Here is an 18,507-nt window from a genome sequence, read left to right on the forward strand (position 1 = left end):
GATTTGGCAGCTCCCGCCTGCCTAAGGTTTGGTCGGGTCATCCTGTATCGGGCTGGCTGCGGACGCCGAGCTGCTGGTGGATGCGGTGACTTCCGCCAAGACCCGCTGGTGGATCTGGGCGGTGAGCTCGTGAATCGCGCGCGTGAGGTCGGTGTTCTCTTCGAGCAGATGCTCCTGGGCATTGTAGTCATGGTCCGCCTTCACCTGTTGGAAAGCCGCTTGGCGGTTCTGTCCGATCATGACGAAGGTCGAGAGGAAGATCGCTTCGAGCGAGACGATCAGAGTCAACGTCGGCCACGGACTCTGCTCGAACACGAGCATCCACACAGCGAAAAGCAGAATGTGCAGGTAGACGAAATTCATCGATCCGGCGAAGGCCGTAATTGCGTCCGCGACTCGAAGCTGAATGCTTGCGGCCCGGCGCTCGGCCTCCGCCAGGACCGATGGGTGGAGCTTTTCCCGCTCGCTTTGAGAGAGCAACCGTGTAGGTCTCAGATACGAGCGTGAATGCGGAAGAGTGCCCGTGGTGGATGTCGATTGGTGTCCGGCCTGCTGTGCCATACGTTCAATCCCTTGGCTCGCGGCGAGCCCATCTCGCCTCTGAGAGCGAGCCTAGCGTCGCCATGCGCTTGAACCTAGGACCGAACGCCCGGTACTTAGGCGCGGGATCTTCCCCGGAGGAAGTGGAAGATCAGGACGATCACGGCAATGACCAAAAGCAGGTGAATGAACCCGCCGCCGATATTGCCGATAAAGCCGAGAAGCCAGAGAACAGCGATAATGATGGCTATCCAAAGCAACATGAGGGTCTCCCTTTTGTGTACGAATGGAAATGCTGACTCCGCGCTCCGCTGGTCTGCGGGCCGCGCAGATACCGTTTGGTGCCCTTACTTTATGCCACGATCGGGTTGGTGTTAACGGGTACGCAATAAGCGATAGTTCGACTGCCGCTTTGACGCCCGGTGCAGGGAAATCTACCCGCCCATCAACCTTCGCCGATGCTTTAGCTCCTTGATCCAGTCCCTCGTCTGCAGCGGCCCGAAAGGCGAGGCGCCGGCGTCGAGCTCTGCGATGAGCGGGCCCGAGGCCGTGAGCGCGAGTCCCAAAATTCCTTCCGCTGCGCGCTCCGTCAGGCCGAGCTTCGCGGCCCAGGCAAGGAAGTGCTTACGGGAGATTCCACTCTTCTTGCCGCCGATGGCCAGCGCGAGCGTCTTGTCCCCGTAGACCACTGTGGAGGGGATGTCGTAGACCGGAGCAACGGTGTATTCGCCCTGCGGCGACTGAAGCATGGACACGTTCTTCGCATGCAGGTCGCCGTTGCCGCTTAGCCAGGCGAAAGCCAGCTGGATGGCGAGGTTCCGCAAGGCAGGGAGTGGTGCGGAACAGTGTGCCGCCAGCGCCGCGCAAACCTCGCCGAACGGCACGCTGTACTTGTCCGCGGGGTACAGGCCCAGCACTTGGGCTCCGTCCTCGACGGCGAGGCGCACGGGAGCGCCGTCGGCTCCGGTGAGGCGATCGAAACGCTCGACGAGCAGCCCCGCCCGCCCGCCGACGTCGTGCACCAACTGCACGCTGCTCACCGGTATCCGGAGCTTGCGGGCAAAACGGAACATGAGGAGCTCGTTTTCCACCACGAACGGGAACTCGGGAGCATTGAGCTTGAGGATGAAGCGCTTGCCGGCTTGCGCTACCGGGAGCGAAATCATCCCGGCCGATAACTTGTCCTGCACCCCCGCCAGCGCCACTGGGTCGATGAGGCCCGAATCGCCGAGCAGCGCATCGAAGTCGAGCGGCAGCTTCGAGTCGAGCACGACGGCGGAGCCTCCTTCCGTGGGCGGCTCGCCGTGGGGGACCGTCTGGACATCGCCCACGGCGTCCCCGCCCGCGCCCATGAGGAGCGCGAGCTCGTCGTCGGCGCTGGCCTTGACCGCCCGGCGCAGGGAATTCAGGCGGCGGCCTTCCGGGAGGAGGCCCGTGAAATAGGGCGGAACCGCGCCGCTCGGGGTGAACACTGCTTCACGCGTCAGCGGGAGCGTCGTGGCAACGGCCGGACCGCCTGAGTCGAGGTACCGCGGCAAGTAGCTGAACTTGGTGCCGCCTTCATGCCGCTCGATGCGCGCGGCCAGGACGCCTTGCTTGTAGACGTCGGCGATGCGGTGGAAGGTCATGGCAGCTTGGATTGCTTGCCCGCGGGTTGCACCTTGAGCTCAAGGCCCAGAGTGCCGAGGACCGCAAGGAGTGGCTCCAATTGGACCGTGGTCTTCCCCTGCTCCACGAACCGGACGAATCGCTCCGAGACTCCTGCGAGGTCTGCGAGGTCGGACTGGCTCAGGCTCAGGGAGCCGCGGCGGGCACGGACCTTGGCGCCAAGGGACTCGGTGAATTCCCTGGAGGACATGTCCATCCTTCCTCGCCTTTTTGTGGGCATGCGCGTTGTCCGCGCTCCGGTACGTTCGTGCCGGTTTCACCATTTTCCGCCTCCATGGGAAGCGAATCAAGGGTCGATCGCTGGGAATCGGTACGTTCGTGCCGATGTGCCGCGCCGCGGCATCGTGGGTGCAGGCCGTTCGCTGCGTTCCGGTACGGCGCTTTGGGGCCAGGACCCACGATTTCGCCTAGGTGGCCGGGTGTGCCCCCAGCCTTTCCAGCGCAGCTTCCCGGCGTGCCGCCCCGCGCCTTTCGTCGATCACGATCGAGAGGGCCAGAGCCGCCACAATGACCATCATGCAGACAGGAACAGAGACGTCCAGGGCGGCCAGGCCCACACTGCCGCAAAGCAACACGACCACGAGGGCCGTGACCCCGAGGAGCGCGCGGTCGAAACCCAGCAGGTAGCCGTAGAGCGAACTCAGGGCTACCTTGAACAGGGCCACCGGGACGGCGATGGTCGCCACTACAACGGTGGCGCTGATGAGGGCCGCATGATCAATGAAGAGCGCGGCCACATGAAGTCCGCCACCAGTAGCGGCGATTGACCCAAAGATGAACATGTGGCCGTATCCGAAGGCGAATGCCCGGTGCCGTTGGTGATGCAGGGCGTGGCCAGCCGGGAGGATGAAGTAGATCCACCACATTCCAAAGGCCAGCCCGGTCCCGCCGAGACCCACGAGGGCTGCGTCAACAGACCAGCCATGAAGGGCCACGATTGCCCGAAGGGATTCGATGGCTCCGATCAGGCACTCGCCCAAGGCGATGATCGCCAGGAGTCCGTAGCGTTCCGCGATGTGGTGCGCGTGCCACGGTGTCTTGGCTTTGCGCTCGGCGATGGTCGGCGTCGCCATTTCCAGCAGGAAGAGCGGGGCAGCCATGAGGAAATTCGTCAGGATGTCGGCGTGGACAATCAGCACCACCACCCAGCCGATCTGTGCCACCACCAGGAACTTCGCGTAGGTGAGGCAAGCGCTTCTGCGCTCCGGATCCTGCTTCGCCGCGCGTAGCCACTGAAAAACCAACGCCAAGCGCATGATGATGTAACCCAGCACCATGGTCGAGTTGTCCACGCGGTGGCCTTCGTCGAGCGATTGGAACATCGGCTCGATGCCCATGGCAAGGATGAGCACACCCACCATCTGCACCATGGTGACAACCCGGAAGACCCAGTCGTCAGTGTCATAGGCGCTGGCAAACCACGAGAAATTGATCCAGGCCCACATGACGGCGAACATCGCGAAGGTGAAGCCGATCAACCCGGAGCCGAAACGGGCCTCGGCCAGCTCATGAGCGAACTGGCTGCCGGCCACCCCGAAGGCGATGACAAAAGTCAGGTCAAAGAAGAGTTCCAGGGGTGTGGCGGTGCGATTCAGCTCCTGGGGATCGCGCCCGCCCATGCGCGACAATGCATGGCGCAATGGATTCATGGACATGGTTCAGGGTACCGCCGGGAGGCCCCCCGAGTCCCGATCCCTGGAGAGGGCGCCCGGGTTCCTTTTGGCCCACAACAGCAGCCCGATGTACGTCAGGTCGAAAATGCTGCACAGGACGCCAATGCCCAGGATGAACAGTGAATTCTCGAGCACCCCGAAGGTGATCGTTGGCGCGAGGGTTCCGATCCACTTCGCCACAGCGATCACCAGGGACTGGCCCCGCAAGCTGCGTCGGGCAGCGAACATCGCAATAAACAGGCCGGACATCAGGAGGTTCTGCAGGAATGCCGCGTACCGGGAGGCCGGATCCCAATCGAACTCGGTGATGAACAGCCACTGCACCGCGAACGACGCCAAGCCCAAGAGAGCCGCCCACCCGATGAACAGCGGCCGTGTGACAAATCCGGGAAGTTCCCGCCTGCCGAACGCGAAGAACGTGTACACAATCGCGACGTCGGCCAACGCCCAGGCAATGTTGATGACGCCCTGCACGGAGAGCCTCGTGCTGAGCGAATGCACCGAGTAGATGACTTCCCACGCGAAGTTCAAACCCAGCGCCGCCGCCGGGATCGCGTACGTCTTATCGCGAAACCCGATCCGGATCGCGCAAATGTAAACCGTAGTCCAAGCGACCCCGCTCAGGATGGTCAGAAACAGGTTCACGGTTCCTCCTTCTCCAACGCGGGGTCACTTACGGCCCATCCGGGGCCCCAACATGGGCCGTAAGTGACCCCGCGTTGCTCTAAACCCGGGCGAGAGAGTCGATGTCCTCGAGGAAGTCTTGGTGGACTTCGTCGCTGACGGTGGTGCGGGTGTCGGCGATCGCGTCGAGATAGTCCTGCGTGACTGGTCCCTTGCGGGCGTTCGACGCCGGTGCGGGGCCCCCGGAGGAGGCGCCTTCACCGGGAGCGTCGGCTGTGTAGACGGCTTTTTCCAGGGCACGCTGGGAGGCGCTGCGTGCCGCGTACTCTATGTCCGCGGGGGAGAAGCCCTCCGTCCGCGACACCAGCAAGGCCACGTCCACCGAGTCCACCACGCTGGCCGGGATGAATCGCTGCCACATGGCCTCGCGGGCATGGACGTCCGGCAGCCCGATGGGGATGACGTAGTCGAAGCGGCCGTGGCGCAGGAAGGCGGTGTCCAGGGCGCGGATGAAGTTGGTGGCGCACACCAGGAGGCGGCCCGGCTGTTCGCGGAAGGCCGGGATGATCTTGAGGAGTTCGTTGGTGACGCCTTGCAGCGGGGACGGCGGCTCACCGGACCGCTGGGACGCGATCTCCTCCACCTCGTCGATGAAGACGACCGCGTGCTCCAGTTCGGCGATTTCCAGGAACGTCTCCCGAAGCGCGCCGGCCAGTCCCTTGGGATCGGAGGCCAGGCGGGAGGGGAAGACCTCCACGAACGGCCATTCGAGCCGGGACGCGATCGCTTTCGCAAAGGTCGTCTTGCCGGTCCCGGGAGGGCCGAAGAGCACGACGGCGCGCGGCGGCACCACGCCGAATTGGTCGGCGAGGTCAGCCTCGGCCAGGGGTAGGACCAGACGGCGTTCCAGCAGCTCCTTTTCGCGGCGCATGCCGGCGACGTTTTCCCACAGGTCCCGGGCCAGGATGCGGCCGCCGAGCTGGCTCAACGGCTCGAGTTCCTGGCGCTGCACCGGGATGGTCCGCTCAAAATAGTGCAGGTTTTGCTTGAGCAGGAAGCCGCGGCCCAGGAACGCCTCGACTCGGGTTTCGGACTCGGGCATGAGCGCCGAGAGCTTGTTGAGCCCGTGCGGAGTCATCCGGTTCTCGACGGCGGCCAGCAGCGAAGTGCCGATCCCGCGTCCACGGAATTCGGGCAGCGTGGCCAGGAAAACGATCCAGCCCTGGTCATGGGCCGCACGTCCGACGGCGGCACCAACCACCTGCTCGCCCTGCACCGCCACCACCGCGTGGTCCTTCTCGCATGAAGCAAGGACCTCGGAGAGCGCATAGACAGGGTCCACGTTGTCGGCTTTGAGCGACTCCCAAAGGTGCAGTATCCCGTCCATGTCCGAGGAATGGAAGTCCCTGATGCGCCAATTGCTCATGCCTGCTCCTTGGTGGATCGCCATCGATTGCCTGGTGTTGAGCATAGGCGAACCGGTGGTGGAGAGGGGTTGCGCGGGCGTTGCGTTACGTAGCTATCCCACTGGGCGCAACCGCAGCCCCTGCATGCCGCCGTCGATCGCCAGGGACGTGCCCGACGTCGAGCCGGACAGCGGGCTTGCGAGGTAGGCGACGGCGCCGGCCACCTCGGCGGCCTCCACGAGACGGCCGTGTGGCTGTCGGGCGTTGAGGGCAGCGCGTTCGGCGGCGGGATCGGCGGAGGATTCGAGCAGCCTGCCTACCCATGGCGTGTCCACCGTGCCGGGGTTGACGCAGTTGACGCGGATCCCTTCGCGGACGTGGTCGGCCGCCATGGCCAGCGTGAGGGACAAGACTGCGCCCTTCGACGCCGAATACAAGGCCCGCTCCGGCAGCCCTGCCGTCGCGGCGATGGAGCAGGTGTTCACGATCGCGGCCGCGGGCGATTCGCGCAGGTACGGCAGAGCCGCACGGCTGACGCGGGCGATGCCCACCACGTTGATGTCGAGTACGCGGTGCCATTCGGCGTCGTCGTTTGCAGAGATGTCCCCTTGGGCGCCGATCCCTGCGTTGTTGACCACCACGTCGAGCCGGCCGAACTTCCGGACGACGGCGTCGACGGCGGAGCGCACCGAGGCGTCGTCGGCCACGTTGCATTCGACGCCGAAATGCGGGGTCCCGGAGGGGTTGAGGTCGAGCACGGCGACCTGCGCCCCGCCGTCGGCGAGCCGGTCCGCGATCGCCGCGCCGATGCCGGACGCCCCGCCGGTGACCAGCGCTACAAGTCCCTCGAACTCGGTGCTCACCGCGTTGCCTTGTCAGTGCCTACTGAAGCAAGCGAAGCTGCGTGGGCTCTGTAGAACTCCTGGCGCTGGCGGCCGAGTCCTTCGACTTCGAGCTCCACCACGTCGCCCGGTTGGATGTACGGGAAGCGACCAGAGAGCGCCACGCCTTCCGGAGTGCCGGTGAGGATGACGTCGCCGGGCTCCAGGACCATGTACTGGCTGAGGTGGTGGACCACGGTCAGCGCGTCGAAGATCATGTCCGAAGTGTCCGACGATTGGCGGATCTCGCCATTGACCCAGGTGCGCAACGCGAGGTGTCCGGCGTCGAGCCCATCCGCGGGAACCAGCCACGGCCCCAGGGGAGTGGACTGCGGAAGGGACTTGCCCTTGGTCCACTGGCCCGCGGCGCCGGGCAGTTGGTAATCGCGCTCGGAGAGATCATTGGCGACGACGTAGCCCGCGATGCAGTCCGCGGCCTCGTCCGTGCTGGAAAGGTATGACGCTTCGCGACCGATCACGATTCCGAGTTCCACCTCCCAGTCGTACTTCTCCGACGACGGCGGGATGGGCGCGGCGTCGAACGGGCCACTGACCGTGTTGCTTGGCTTCAGGAACACCACGGGTGATTCCGGGGGCGTTGCTCCGGATTCGGCCGCGTGGGCCGTGTAATTGAGGCCGATGCAGACGACGTTGCCGGGCCGGGCGATGGGCGAACCGATCCGGAGGCCTTCGGCAGAAATCCCGGGCAGATTGCCGGCAGCAAGGGCTTCCCGGGTGCGTGCGATGCCGTCCGTTGCGAGGAACTCTCCGTTGATGTCCTTCGTCAGCGGGTCAAGGCTGAAGTACTTTTCGGTGCCGTTGGCGTCTTGGGCGATGACAACCGGCTTTTCATTTCCGGCAGTGCCCAGCCGGGCGAATTTCATGTTCATGTATTCCTCCGTGCTCTGGCTCTAACATCCGAGCTCTAGTCTGCTGTTGCTCTCCATAATACGGAAATGTGACCCATTGACAATGCAGACATCGGATGTTTACGCTCATCCCAGCAAACTACCTGCTGCCAAGCAAGGAGCACAATGAGCGTCATCACCGCGGTGGACACCTTCGATATCCGTTTTCCCACCTCCCAGGAACTGGACGGATCGGATGCCATGAATCCGGATCCGGACTATTCGGCGGCATATCTGGTGATCCGTACCGACGCGGGTGACGGTCATGAGGGCCACGGTTTCGTCTTCACCATCGGGCGCGGCAACGAGGTGGAGGCAGTGGCGATCCAAGCACTCCGCCACCACATCCTGGGCCGCAACGTCGAGGAACTGCTCGGCGACATGGGCGGTACCTGGAAGCTCCTGGTCCACGATTCCCAACTCCGTTGGCTTGGCCCCGAAAAGGGCGTGATGCACATGGCGATCGGCGCCGTCGTCAACGCCCTGTGGGACCTCAAAGCCAAGCGGGCCGGACTGCCTCTCTGGGAGCTGCTTTCCCGGATGAGTCCGGAGGAGATTGTGGCGCTCGTGGACTTCCGGTACCTCAGCGATGCACTCACGCCGGAGGACGCGCTGGGGATAGTGCGGACGGCGGAGCCGGGGCGCGCCGCCCGCAGGGCAGCACTTCTCGCGGAGGGATACCCCGCATACACCACGACGCCGGGCTGGTTGGGTTACAGCGACGACAAACTTGTGCGGCTGGCCAAGGAAGCCGTTGCAGACGGTTTCGGGCAGATCAAGCTCAAGGTGGGGGCCTCGCTGGAAGACGACATCCGGCGCGTCCGCACGGCCCGCGACGCTGTGGGGCCTGATATCAAGATCGCCGTGGATGCGAACCAACGCTGGGACGTCCAGGAAGCGATTGACTGGATGGCGCATTTGGCTCCCTATGACATTGCCTGGATTGAGGAACCCACCAGTCCGGATGATGTCCTCGGCCATGCCGCGATTGCCCGGGGCGTGGCGCCGATCCCCGTGGCCACGGGTGAGCATGTCCAAAATCGCGTGATGTTCAAGCAGATGCTGCAGGCCGGATCCCTGCAGGTCTTGCAACTGGATGCGGCGAGGGTGGCGGGAGTGAACGAGAACATCGCCATCCTCCTGCTCGCGGCGAAGTTCGGCGTCCGCGTCTGCCCACATGCAGGTGGAGTTGGCCTCTGCGAGGCCGTCCAACACTTGTCGATGTTCGATTTCGTGGCGGTATCCGCCGACAAGGATGGTCGGATGATTGAGTTCGTCGACCATCTGCACGAGCACTTTGTCACTCCGGTGGATGTCCACGACGGCTCGTACTGGCCGCCGTCGGCACCCGGTGCCGGCAGTGAAATGGTCGGCGGCACGTTGGCCGGCTACAGCTTTCCCGATGGCCCTGTGTGGGCCGCGGGATCCCCTCCTTTGACTCCCCGGCAATAACCTTTATCGAAATTCCTCGAAAGCACAGTTCCCTACTGAAAGCACGTGGTGAAAGATATGCGCAAAGAAGCGTTGGTGGCAGGTGCCTTGGCACTGGGCCTCATTGGACTCACAGGCTGCGGGGGCAGCTCGTCCGGCAGTACCGCAGACGGCAAGACCGCCATGACGTGGGCCATGTGGGTCGGCGGCACGGAAGACCAGAAGAACTGGGAGAAAGTTGCCGATGACGTCAGCAACACCTTGGGCGATGTGAAGATCACCCTGCAGGGTTCTACCTTCCAGGACTACTTCACCAAGATGAGCACCCAGCTCAGCTCGAACACAGCCCCGTGCCTGGTGGCGGTCCAGAGCCTGCGGACAGCGCAGCTCAAGGATGGCATGCTGCCGCTCGATGACCTGGTGAAAAAGAACAACCTGGATTTGAGCGCCTTCGACTCCTCCATGATCAAGGGGCTCAGCGCCGACAACAATCTGTACGCCCTGCCGTATGACGTGGGCCCGGTGATGATGTTCTACAACAAGGACATGTTCGACGCCGCGGGCGTGCCGGTCCCGAAGGCGGGCTGGACGGCCGACGAGTTCGTGGCAGCCGCGAAGAAGCTGACGGCCAACGGCAAACATGCGATCGCACCGAACACGGCCGATCTCTTCGTTGAATCGCAAGTCCTCGCCTACAACGGCGGACGCGTCTTGAAGGAAGACGGCACCATGGACGCGAGCGATCCGACCTTCGCCAAGGGACTCCAGTGGGTTTCCGACCTGACAAGCAAGGAGAAGGTCTCCCCCGAACTGCCCGGCGGCGACACGGCATTCAGCGCCAATGAATTCATGGCCGGCAATACCGCGATGAGTATCGACGGTCCGTGGTCCCTGCTGGACGTCAAGGCCAAAGCCAAGTTCAAAGTCGGCGTCACCACCCTTCCCGCCGGCCCTGGCGGCGGGAAGACGTTCAGCGCCGGCTCCGGCTGGGGCATCTCCAAGCAATGCGCTACTCCGGACAAGGCCTTTGCCGCCCTCAAGGAAATGACCGGCGACAAGGTCCTGGGGAATCTGGCGGCAGCCGGGCGCGCACTGGCCGCACGCACCGCCCAGCAGACAAAGTGGATTGACAACGCGGGCATTCCCGGAGTCGCGGAGACCCTTAAGAGCGCCGAGGCCACGGCAGTGCCGATGCCAAGCAACACCAACAGCGACCAACTGGGCCAGCTTTTCAACCAGTACCTCGTCAAATCCATCAATGGACAGCAGAGCGCAGCGGATGTCATGAAAGACATTGCGGCCCAGCTGCCCCGATGATCAGTGTGATGCCTGCCTGGCAGTGCCCGACTAACAGCCGGGCAGGCACGCACTCTTCGCAAAGGAATGAGAAATGACACTACTCAAGCCCGCAAAGGCGCCGCTTCCTGAAGCAGCGGCTGCCACCGTCAGTGGGAAGGCGAAGGCCGAGACGGATGCCCAGCTCGGCCGGAGGACAATGTGGGGACCGGCCTTTGCCCTGCCGCATGGCCTCGGTCTCGCGATCTTCACGCTGCTGCCGATCGTTGTTTCCCTCGTCATCAGCTTCTTCCGCTGGCCGCTCCTGGGAACCCCGAGTTTCTTCGGCCTGGGCAACTACGAGAAGCTGTTCAGCGATCCGATCTTCGGGCAGGTTGTCGGGAACACCGTGCTGTTCGTGGTCCTCTATGTGCCCCTGAACCTGGTTGTTTCCCTCGGCCTTGCCGCGTGGTTGACTCCGCGCATCAAGGGGCGCCACATCTTCCGGGTCATCTTCTTCATTCCTTCGATCACCCCGGTGGTGGCCAACGTCGTCGTCTGGAGGATGCTGTACCAACCCGGTGGATTCATCGACGGGACCCTGCAAAGCGCCACGGGAATTTCAGCGCCGAACTTCCTCGGAGACGAACACTGGGCAATGATGGCCATTGTCGTCATGAGCGTGTGGCAGGGGTTCGGCTACAACATGCTGGTGTTCTCCGCCGCCTTGGACGCAGTTCCTGAGAACCTCACCGAAGCGGCCGCAATCGATGGCGCCAACGCCTGGACCATCTTCTGGCGCATCAAGCTCAAGCTCATTTCGCCGTCCATCTTCTTTGGCACGATGATGACCCTCATTACCTCGTTCCAGGTCTTCGCCCAGCCGTTCATCCTCACCAAGGGAGGGCCGGGTTCGGCCACCTCGACGATCGTCCTCTATATCTACAACCAGGGTTTCCAGTTCCACCAGCTCGGCCTGGCATCCGCGGCTGCTTGGATCCTGTTCGTCATCATCCTCGGCGTGACTGCAGTCCAGTTCCTCGGACAAAAGAAGTGGGTCCACTACGATGCTTGAGACAACCAGCCGGATACGCCCCCTCACCGCCCGTCCCCGTGGCTCCGGAGAGCCCGGAAGACGATGGACCACGAGGATCCGGCCCGCCATCGGATACATGATCCTTTGCCTTATCGCGCTGCTCTTCCTGTCGCCGCTCATCTACATGTTTGCGACATCGTTCAAACCCCCTGCTGAGATCTTCAGCGTCCCGCCGAAGTTGTTCGGCTCGGAATTCCGGTGGCAGAACTACCAGGAGGCCCTGAACTACATGCCGTTCCTGCGCTTCATGGGCAACGGACTCTTGGTTTCGGCCGCTGGAACGGCACTCACCCTGGTGGTTTCCGCTTTCTCCGGCTACGCCTTCTCCCGGCAGCGCTGGCGGGGACGGAACCTGGTTTTCATGGTGTTCCTCGCAACGCTGATGATCCCCCAAGAAGTCCTGATTGTCCCGATGTTCGTCATGATGCAGAAGGTGGGCTGGGTGAACACCTTCCAGGCGCTCATTGTGCCCTGGGCGTTCACGGCATTCGGTGCCTTCCTGCTCCGGCAGTTCTTCCTTGGCGTACCCCAAGAACTCGACGACGCGGCCAGGGTGGACGGCGCGGGAACCCTGAGGACCTTCCTGTTGGTCATGCTTCCACTGGCTAGGCCCACCATGGCCGTCCTGGCGGTCTTCAGCTTCATCAGCTACTGGAACTCGTTCCTCTGGCCATTGGTAGTGATCAACGACGTCAACAACCTCGGCACCATCCCGTTGGGGCTCCAGATGTTCTTCGGCCAACAGGGCAATCAGTGGCACCTGGTCATGGCCGCTTCCGTGATCTCAATGGCTCCCACCCTTCTGCTGCTGATCCTCCTGCAGAAACACCTCGTCAAAGGCATCGTCACGAGCGGCTTTGGCGGACGCTGACGCGTTACCTCCAAGGCCGCACAACACTCAACAACCCAAAGACCCGCAACAACCTTGAAGGAGTAACCACCAATGATCGCCCAAGCACCTTGGTTCACGGAGTCCCGGTTCGGTATGTTCGTCCACTGGGGCTTGTACGCCCTGCCGGCCCGGCACGAGTGGGCCATGAACCGCGAACGTATTCCTGCCGAGGAATATGAGAAGTACTTCCAGCACTTCAACCCGGATCTCTACGATCCGCGGGAATGGGCCCGCGCGGCGAAAGACGCCGGCATGAAATACGTAGTGCTAACCACCAAGCACCACGAAGGCTTCTGCCTCTGGGATTCCGCGCTCACCGACTACAAATCCACCAAGACTCCGTCCGGGCAGGACCTCGTGGCCCAGTACGTCGAAGCGTTGCGGGAATTCGGCCTGAAGGTCGGCTTCTACCACTCCCTCATTGACTGGCACCACCCGGATTTCACCATCGACGGGTTCCACCCCGAACGCGACAACCCCGAGGCCGAAAAGCTCAACGAGGGCCGCGACATGGCCCGCTACCGCGAATACCTCCATGGCCAGGTGCGCGAGCTGCTGAGCAACTACGGCCAGATCGACTACCTCTTCTTCGACTTTTCCTACACGAGCGAGGACCACAACCACATCTGGGGCGGAAAGGGCCGCGACGCGTGGGGGTCCGTGGAACTCTTGAAGATGGTCCGGGAACTTCAACCCGGCATCATCGTCAACGACCGCCTGGACATTCCTGGCGACTTCGCCACGCCGGAGCAGTACCAGCCTTCCGGGCCCATGGTGGTGGACGGCATCGAAGTGCCTTGGGAAGCATGCCAAACCCTCAACGGTAGCTGGGGCTATGACCGGGACAACTTGGACTACAAGTCCGTGGACTTGCTGGTGCGCATGCTTGTGGATGGGGTGTCCAAGGACGGCAACCTGCTCCTCAACGTTGGCCCCACGGCCCGCGGCAATTTCGATCCCCGGGCCGTGGAGTCCCTCCGCGGCATCGGCGACTGGATGAAGCTGCATTCCCGGGCCATCTACGGAGCTGGACCCGCTGCGTGGACCGCGCCTGCCGACGCCCGGTACACACGCCGCGGTGACCGCCTTTACGTCCACTTGTTTGCGTGGCCGTTCGAATACGTCCATCTCCCCGAACTCGCCGGCAAAGTGGAATACGCCCAACTGCTCAACGACGCCTCCGAAGTCGCGATGCTGGAGATCGCACCGGACCGGGCGGCAATCAACACCACTCCTGGCGGACAACCAGCGGGTACCCTGACACTGAAGCTGCCCGTCCAGCGACCGGACGTGGCGGTGCCCGTCGTCGAACTCTTCCTGAAGCCCGGGGTGTAGTGTGCCGGAAACCATTGCCCTGCACACCCGGCTCAAGCCGGGTGCCGAGCAGGACTATGCGGAAGCCCATGCGGGGATCCCCGCCGAACTCGTCGCGGCCTTGAAAGAGGCCGGAGTGGGCAATTGGAGGATCTGGCGCAGCGGCCAGGAGCTCTTCCACCTTGTTGAGGTGGAGGACTATCAAGCCATGCGCCGGACGCTCGCGGACCATCCGGCCAACGTCCCGTGGCAGGCCCGCATGGCGGAGATGCTGGAAGTCCAGGACGACTATTCCGGCAATGACTCCGGCATCCCCTTGGTATGGGAGCTGGTATGAGCGGCACGTCGTGGGATGGCGCGCTGGGCAAGCTCGGCTTCGGCGCCGCCGGTATCGGCAACCTGTACCGTGCCATGCCGGACGCCCAGGCCGCCGCCACCGTCAAGGCGGCCTGGGACTCTGGGGTCCGCTACTTCGACACCGCGCCGCACTACGGGCTGGGGCTCTCCGAGCGCAGGCTTGGTGCGGTGCTGAGGGAGATGCCACGGAGTGAGTTCACTGTGTCAACCAAGGTGGGCCGGCTGCTGGTGCCGAACGCCGTGGGATTCAGCGCGAAGGACGACGAAGGCTTCGACGTCGCAGCAACGAGCAAACGCCAATGGGACTTCTCAGAAGCGGGGATCCGCCGGAGCATCGAGGAATCGCTCGAACGGCTCGGCCTGGACCACGTGGACATCGCCTACCTGCACGATCCTGATGTCCACAACCTCGCCAAGGGGATCGGCGAAGCGCTGCCGGTCTTGGAAAAGCTGCGGGCGGACGGCGTGGTGAAGGCGATCGGCGTCGGGACCAACTCGGCGGAAGCTGCGCTCGAATGCGTCGAAGCGGCCGATCTGGACCTGGTGATGCTCGCCGGCCGGTACACGTTGCTAGAGCAGCCCGGCGTTCCGTTCCTGGACCGCTGTGTGGCGCGCGGCACCGGCGTCGTAAACGTGGGCGTCTTCAATTCCGGCCTGCTGGCGAGGCCGGACGTACCCGAGGACTCGCATTACAACTATGCGCGTGCCCCGCGCGCACTGGTGGAGCGCGCACGGGCGCTCGCCGGCGTGTGCCGCGGGTTCGGGGTGGAGCTCCCGACGGCGGCACTCCAGTTCAGCCTGCGACACCCGGCCGTTGTGAACGTGACGGTGGGGGCCAGCAGTCCGGAGCAAGTGTCAGCCAACGCGGCCCGGATGAATGAGGATGTGCCGGAAGAACTGTGGGCGGCTTTGGCGGGTGTGCGGGGTGATTGATTCGCACCTGCACCTGTGGGACCTCGGGCCGGATCCAGCCGGCGGCGGTCCGCGTCCGTACGCGTGGCTTGGGCCGCAGCACGGCGGACTCTTCCGTAGCTACGGCGAGTCTGAGGCACGGAAAACCCTGGATGGCGCTGGCGTCGATGGAGCGGTGCTCGTTCAGGCTGACGACACCGTTTTGGATACTGAGTCCATGCTCGCCGCCGCCGACCGCAACGCTTGGGTACTCGGCGTCGTGGGCTGGATTCCCCTCGATAAGCCGGCCGAAGCGGAGCAGGAACTGGAACGGTTCCTCCGGAACCCCGCGTTCCGGGGCGTGCGGCACTTGGTCCACGATGATCCGCGGGACGATTTCCTCGAATTGCCCGCGGTCCGCGATTCCTTGCGCGTGCTCGCCGGCCACGGATTGGCGTTCGACGTCCCGGACGCCTTTCCGAGGCACCTCGGTAGTGCGGTCCACCTCGCCCGGGAGCTGCCGGAGCTGACCATCGTGCTGGATCATCTCGGGAAGCCGCCGATGGCCGATCCTGCGGCGATGGACGTGTGGCGAGCGGATTTCCGCGCCTTGGCTGAGCTGCCCAACACGGTGGCCAAGGTGTCCGGCCTGCACTTGCCGGGCGTCCCGTACACGGCCGAGGCATTGCGTCCGCTGTGGGATGAAGCGCTCGAAGCTTTCGGTCCTGGACGGCTCATGGTCGGCGGAGATTGGCCCGTCAGTACCTTGGGTGCGCCGTACGGACGAACCCTCGGAGTTCTTCTGGAACTCGCCGAGGAGCTCACTTCGGGTGAGCGGGCGGAGTTTCTTGAGGGAACCGCCGTGCGGACGTATGGGCTTCAAAAGCGAAGCATCGCGAACTAGAGCGCCTGGCGCAACCAGCTCTCGACGCCGCTGATGTGGACGGTCACGAGTGCCCGGACCAGCTCGGCGTCGCCACGTTCCAAGGCGTCCGCGATGGCCTTGTGCTCGGCAAGGGTGTGCGCCACGGCTTTTTCCTGGGTCAAGCCGCGCCAGATGCGCGCCCGGACGGTGCTGCTGGAGAGGGCTTCGAGTAGGCCGGCGAGGTAGTCGTTTCCGGCGGCCTGGGTGATGATGCCGTGGAATTCGAGGTCGTGGGCCACGAGTTCTTCGACGTCGGTGTTCTCGTCGATCCCGTCCATCGTGGCGCGCAACGCCGTGAGTGCCGTGGGAGTGATCTTGCCTGTGGCGATGAATGCGGTGGCGGGCTCCAGGATTCGTCGGACCTCAAAGAGTTCCAGGATGGAACGGTCCTGGTGGAGATCGACGACGAATGCCACTGCTTCATTGAGCAACTTGGCGTCGAGGCTGGTGACGTAGGTGCCGTCCCCACGCCGCACGTCGAGGACACGGATGAGTTCGAGCGCTTTGACGGCCTCGCGCAGGGAGCTTCGCGAGAGGCCGAGCCGCTCGCTCAGTTCCTTCTCCGGCGGAAGGCGGTCCCCGGCCTTGAGTTCGCCGCGGATCAGCATGTCCTTGATCTTGCCGATCGCTTCATCTGTGACAGCCATGGCTACATCCTAACGGCGAATGATCCGATGTCTGGCACCCAACTACCTCGCAGTTGTTGCCGTTATGAGGCTCCAAAATGACAACAAATGCGTGGGCCCACGCCGCCAGGGTTCCCTGGCCGTGGGGCCACACCGGCGAGGCCCCGGCCTGAGCTTGCGAAGGCTGGGAGCCGGTGGGGACTTGCGAGGCGAGGGTGGCGGTGGGGATCAGGTGGGGGGCACGACGGCGGCACCCGGGTTCCGCGCGAACGGAACCGCGGGTGCCGCCGTCGGGCACTCAGTACTGGGGGCTAGATCCTGTCCTCGGCACCGGCAACCGGCAGGTTGGCGATGACCGGCGAGCTGCCCGTGAAGCCGTCCCGGGCTGCGGCGATCTCGTGGATTTGCTTGCGGCACATGTACCAACCAACCACAATGAGCGCGCAGGCGATGGCCGTAACCAGCATGGTGAGCGGAGAGTCGATGAACACCATCACCAGCACGCCCACCAGGAACAGCAGCGAAAGGTNGGCTGCGGCGATCTCGTGGATTTGCTTGCGGCACATGTACCAACCAACCACAATGAGCGCGCAGGCGATGGCCGTAACCAGCATGGTGAGCGGAGAGTCGATGAACACCATCACCAGCACGCCCACCAGGAACAGCAGCGAAAGGTAGCCAGTGTAGGGGGCGCCGAACATCCGGAAAGACGGACGCTTCAGCCAGCCCTTGTCGGCCCAGCGCTTGAGCTGCATCTGGCACAAGACGATGGTGGCCCACGTGACGATGATGCCCACGGAGGCGACGTTGAGGACGATCTCGAAGGCGTCGGACGGTACGAGGTAGTTCAGCGGAACACCGAGCAGGGAGACGCCGGCCGTGATGGCGATGCCGCCGTAGGGGACGCCGGCTTTGTTCATGCGCTGGGCGAACTTGGGAGCGGAACCGGCCACGGACATGGAGCGCAGGATGCGGCCCGTGGAGTATAACCCGGCATTCAGGGAGGACAGGGCGGCGGTCAGGACCACGAGGTTCATGATCACGTCCACGCCTTGTACGCCGATGTGGCCGAAGAAGGTCACAAACGGGCTGACACCCTTGACGTAGGAGGTGTACGGCAGCAGCAACGCCAGCAGGATGACGGAACCGACGTAGAAGACGGCGATGCGGAAGACCACTGAGTTGATGGCCTTGGGCATGATCTTCTCGGGGTTCTCCGTTTCGCCCGCTGCCGTGCCCACAAGCTCAATCGAGGCGTAGGCGAACAGAACGCCCTGCATGAGCATGATCATGGGCAGCATGCCGGTGGGGAAGATACCGCCGTGGTCCGTGAGGAGGCTGAAGCCCACTTCCTGGCCCGGTACCGGCGTGCCGAAGATGACGAAGTACGTGCCGATCACCAGGAACGCCGCCAGCGCGGCCACCTTGATCAGGGCGAAGTAGAACTCCATTTCGCCGAAGACCTTGACCGAGACCAAGTTCAGGCAAAGCACCACCAGAAGCGCGATCAGTGCCCAGGCCCACTGCGGGACGACTCCGATCCAAGGGACGTACTTGCCGAAGAAGTTCATGTAGAGGGCCGCGGCCGTGGTGTCCACGATGGTGGTGGTTGCCCAGTTGATCCAATAGAACCAGCCGGACACAAACGCAGCCTTCTCGCCGAAGAACTCCCGGGCGTAGGAGACGAAGGAGCCCGAGGACGGGCGGTGCAGCACGAGTTCGCCAAGCGCGCGCAGGATCAGGAAGGCAAAGAAGCCGCAGACCGCGTACGCGATGACAAGGGAAGGGCCCGCAGCGTTGAGGCGGCCGCCGGCACCCAGGAACAGGCCGGTGCCGATGGCGCCGCCGATTGCGATCATCTGGATCTGACGCGGCTTCAAGCTCTTGTGATAGCCCTTGTCCTCGGCGTGGAGGAGCTTTTCAGTGGAGTGCGCCTGCGGAGGGACCGTGTGGTCCGTGATGGGTGCATTGGTCATGGGAATCCTTAGGGGGTGTCCTGT

19 protein-coding genes are annotated in these 18,507 nt (G+C 63.8%); 8 read left to right on the forward strand and 11 right to left on the reverse strand.

Going from position 1 to position 18,507, the window contains the following annotated elements; translation table 11 throughout:
* Positions 1-21 precede the first annotated feature (21 nt).
* From VLA65_RS14250 to VLA65_RS14290, 9 genes are all read right to left on the reverse strand, one after another.
* Entirely contained in the window at positions 22-561 is a 540-nt protein-coding gene (locus tag VLA65_RS14250; protein WP_084784483.1) for a DUF1003 domain-containing protein, read from the reverse strand.
* A gap of 95 nt (positions 562-656) precedes the next feature.
* Positions 657-803 carry a lmo0937 family membrane protein gene (locus VLA65_RS14255; protein WP_113990647.1) on the reverse strand — a complete coding sequence of 49 codons (147 nt, stop codon included), beginning with the start codon at positions 801-803 and terminating at the stop codon, positions 657-659.
* A gap of 171 nt (positions 804-974) precedes the next feature.
* A complete protein-coding gene (locus tag VLA65_RS14260; RefSeq protein ID WP_332602889.1) occupies positions 975-2,168 on the reverse strand; it encodes a type II toxin-antitoxin system HipA family toxin in 1,194 nt (397 codons plus the stop codon).
* Positions 2,165-2,398, reverse strand: coding sequence for a helix-turn-helix transcriptional regulator (locus tag VLA65_RS14265; RefSeq protein ID WP_284991962.1), 234 nt, complete (start codon positions 2,396-2,398; stop codon positions 2,165-2,167). Before VLA65_RS14265 ends, VLA65_RS14260 begins: the two co-directional genes overlap by 4 nt.
* Positions 2,399-2,615: 217 nt before the next feature.
* Positions 2,616-3,863: a low temperature requirement protein A gene (locus VLA65_RS14270; protein ID WP_284991963.1), complete on the reverse strand. Its 1,248-nt coding sequence runs from the start codon at positions 3,861-3,863 to the stop codon at positions 2,616-2,618.
* Between the two features lie 3 nt (positions 3,864-3,866).
* Complete coding sequence (locus tag VLA65_RS14275) at positions 3,867-4,526, reverse strand: transmembrane-type terpene cyclase (RefSeq protein WP_059388699.1); 660 nt, start codon at positions 4,524-4,526, stop codon at positions 3,867-3,869.
* A gap of 79 nt (positions 4,527-4,605) precedes the next feature.
* A complete protein-coding gene (locus VLA65_RS14280) occupies positions 4,606-5,931 on the reverse strand; it encodes an ATP-binding protein (protein ID WP_332602890.1) in 1,326 nt (441 codons plus the stop codon).
* 93 nt (positions 5,932-6,024) lie between these two features.
* Complete coding sequence (locus VLA65_RS14285) at positions 6,025-6,774, reverse strand: SDR family NAD(P)-dependent oxidoreductase (RefSeq protein WP_332602891.1); 750 nt, start codon at positions 6,772-6,774, stop codon at positions 6,025-6,027.
* A complete protein-coding gene (locus VLA65_RS14290; RefSeq protein ID WP_332602892.1) occupies positions 6,771-7,682 on the reverse strand; it encodes a fumarylacetoacetate hydrolase family protein in 912 nt (303 codons plus the stop codon). The genes VLA65_RS14285 and VLA65_RS14290 overlap by 4 nt, the downstream gene beginning before the upstream one ends.
* A 144-nt stretch (positions 7,683-7,826) precedes the next feature.
* Here VLA65_RS14290 and VLA65_RS14295 point away from each other — a divergent pair, with 144 nt between their 5' ends.
* The 8 genes from VLA65_RS14295 (at position 7,827) to VLA65_RS14330 (ending at position 15,860) form a co-directional block, all read left to right on the forward strand.
* Positions 7,827-9,152 carry an L-fuconate dehydratase gene (locus VLA65_RS14295; protein ID WP_332602893.1) on the forward strand — a complete coding sequence of 442 codons (1,326 nt, stop codon included), beginning with the start codon at positions 7,827-7,829 and terminating at the stop codon, positions 9,150-9,152.
* A 57-nt stretch (positions 9,153-9,209) separates the two neighbouring features.
* Positions 9,210-10,448: an ABC transporter substrate-binding protein gene (locus VLA65_RS14300; protein WP_306973098.1), complete on the forward strand. Its 1,239-nt coding sequence runs from the start codon at positions 9,210-9,212 to the stop codon at positions 10,446-10,448.
* Positions 10,449-10,521: 73 nt separating this feature from the next.
* The gene (locus VLA65_RS14305; protein WP_332602894.1) at positions 10,522-11,481 is read left to right on the forward strand and encodes a carbohydrate ABC transporter permease; all 960 of its coding nucleotides are present in this window, start codon (positions 10,522-10,524) and stop codon (positions 11,479-11,481) included.
* Positions 11,474-12,373, forward strand: a complete 900-nt coding sequence (locus VLA65_RS14310; RefSeq protein WP_306963553.1) for a carbohydrate ABC transporter permease — start codon at positions 11,474-11,476, stop codon at positions 12,371-12,373. The genes VLA65_RS14305 and VLA65_RS14310 overlap by 8 nt, the downstream gene beginning before the upstream one ends.
* A gap of 72 nt (positions 12,374-12,445) precedes the next feature.
* Positions 12,446-13,729, forward strand: coding sequence for an alpha-L-fucosidase (locus VLA65_RS14315; RefSeq protein WP_332602895.1), 1,284 nt, complete (start codon positions 12,446-12,448; stop codon positions 13,727-13,729).
* 1 nt (position 13,730) lies between these two features.
* Positions 13,731-14,045: an L-rhamnose mutarotase gene (locus VLA65_RS14320; RefSeq protein WP_332602896.1), complete on the forward strand. Its 315-nt coding sequence runs from the start codon at positions 13,731-13,733 to the stop codon at positions 14,043-14,045.
* Positions 14,042-14,998 carry an aldo/keto reductase gene (locus tag VLA65_RS14325; protein WP_332602897.1) on the forward strand — a complete coding sequence of 319 codons (957 nt, stop codon included), beginning with the start codon at positions 14,042-14,044 and terminating at the stop codon, positions 14,996-14,998. The genes VLA65_RS14320 and VLA65_RS14325 overlap by 4 nt, the downstream gene beginning before the upstream one ends.
* Positions 14,991-15,860 (forward strand): amidohydrolase family protein, encoded by an 870-nt coding sequence (locus tag VLA65_RS14330; RefSeq protein ID WP_332602898.1) that lies wholly within the window; start codon positions 14,991-14,993, stop codon positions 15,858-15,860. The genes VLA65_RS14325 and VLA65_RS14330 overlap by 8 nt, the downstream gene beginning before the upstream one ends.
* Here VLA65_RS14330 and VLA65_RS14335 read toward each other — a convergent pair.
* Both VLA65_RS14335 and VLA65_RS14340 read right to left on the reverse strand, forming a co-directional pair.
* Positions 15,857-16,528 carry a FadR/GntR family transcriptional regulator gene (locus VLA65_RS14335; RefSeq protein ID WP_284991975.1) on the reverse strand — a complete coding sequence of 224 codons (672 nt, stop codon included), beginning with the start codon at positions 16,526-16,528 and terminating at the stop codon, positions 15,857-15,859. The two genes, VLA65_RS14330 and VLA65_RS14335, sit on opposite strands and share 4 nt — an antisense overlap.
* 290 nt (positions 16,529-16,818) lie before the next feature.
* Positions 16,819-18,483 (reverse strand): amino acid permease, encoded by a 1,665-nt coding sequence (locus tag VLA65_RS14340; protein WP_332602899.1) that lies wholly within the window; start codon positions 18,481-18,483, stop codon positions 16,819-16,821.
* Between the last annotated feature and the right edge of the window lie 24 nt (positions 18,484-18,507).

It is taken from the genome of Arthrobacter sp. S2(2024), assembly GCF_036662515.1.
Taxonomy (GTDB): domain Bacteria; phylum Actinomycetota; class Actinomycetes; order Actinomycetales; family Micrococcaceae; genus Arthrobacter.

Coding starts and splice junctions, on each gene's coding strand:
- VLA65_RS14280 (WP_332602890.1), bottom strand. CDS start 5,931: ATGAGCAATTGGCGCATCAGGGACTTCCATTCCTCGGACATGGACGGG.
- VLA65_RS14325 (WP_332602897.1), top strand. CDS start 14,042: ATGAGCGGCACGTCGTGGGATGGCGCGCTGGGCAAGCTCGGCTTCGGC.
- VLA65_RS14290 (WP_332602892.1), bottom strand. CDS start 7,682: ATGAACATGAAATTCGCCCGGCTGGGCACTGCCGGAAATGAAAAGCCG.
- VLA65_RS14250 (WP_084784483.1), bottom strand. CDS start 561: ATGGCACAGCAGGCCGGACACCAATCGACATCCACCACGGGCACTCTT.
- VLA65_RS14255 (WP_113990647.1), bottom strand. CDS start 803: ATGTTGCTTTGGATAGCCATCATTATCGCTGTTCTCTGGCTTCTCGGC.
- VLA65_RS14270 (WP_284991963.1), bottom strand. CDS start 3,863: ATGTCCATGAATCCATTGCGCCATGCATTGTCGCGCATGGGCGGGCGC.
- VLA65_RS14305 (WP_332602894.1), top strand. CDS start 10,522: ATGACACTACTCAAGCCCGCAAAGGCGCCGCTTCCTGAAGCAGCGGCT.
- VLA65_RS14295 (WP_332602893.1), top strand. CDS start 7,827: ATGAGCGTCATCACCGCGGTGGACACCTTCGATATCCGTTTTCCCACC.
- VLA65_RS14265 (WP_284991962.1), bottom strand. CDS start 2,398: ATGTCCTCCAGGGAATTCACCGAGTCCCTTGGCGCCAAGGTCCGTGCC.
- VLA65_RS14310 (WP_306963553.1), top strand. CDS start 11,474: ATGCTTGAGACAACCAGCCGGATACGCCCCCTCACCGCCCGTCCCCGT.
- VLA65_RS14300 (WP_306973098.1), top strand. CDS start 9,210: ATGCGCAAAGAAGCGTTGGTGGCAGGTGCCTTGGCACTGGGCCTCATT.
- VLA65_RS14335 (WP_284991975.1), bottom strand. CDS start 16,528: ATGGCTGTCACAGATGAAGCGATCGGCAAGATCAAGGACATGCTGATC.
- VLA65_RS14260 (WP_332602889.1), bottom strand. CDS start 2,168: ATGACCTTCCACCGCATCGCCGACGTCTACAAGCAAGGCGTCCTGGCC.
- VLA65_RS14315 (WP_332602895.1), top strand. CDS start 12,446: ATGATCGCCCAAGCACCTTGGTTCACGGAGTCCCGGTTCGGTATGTTC.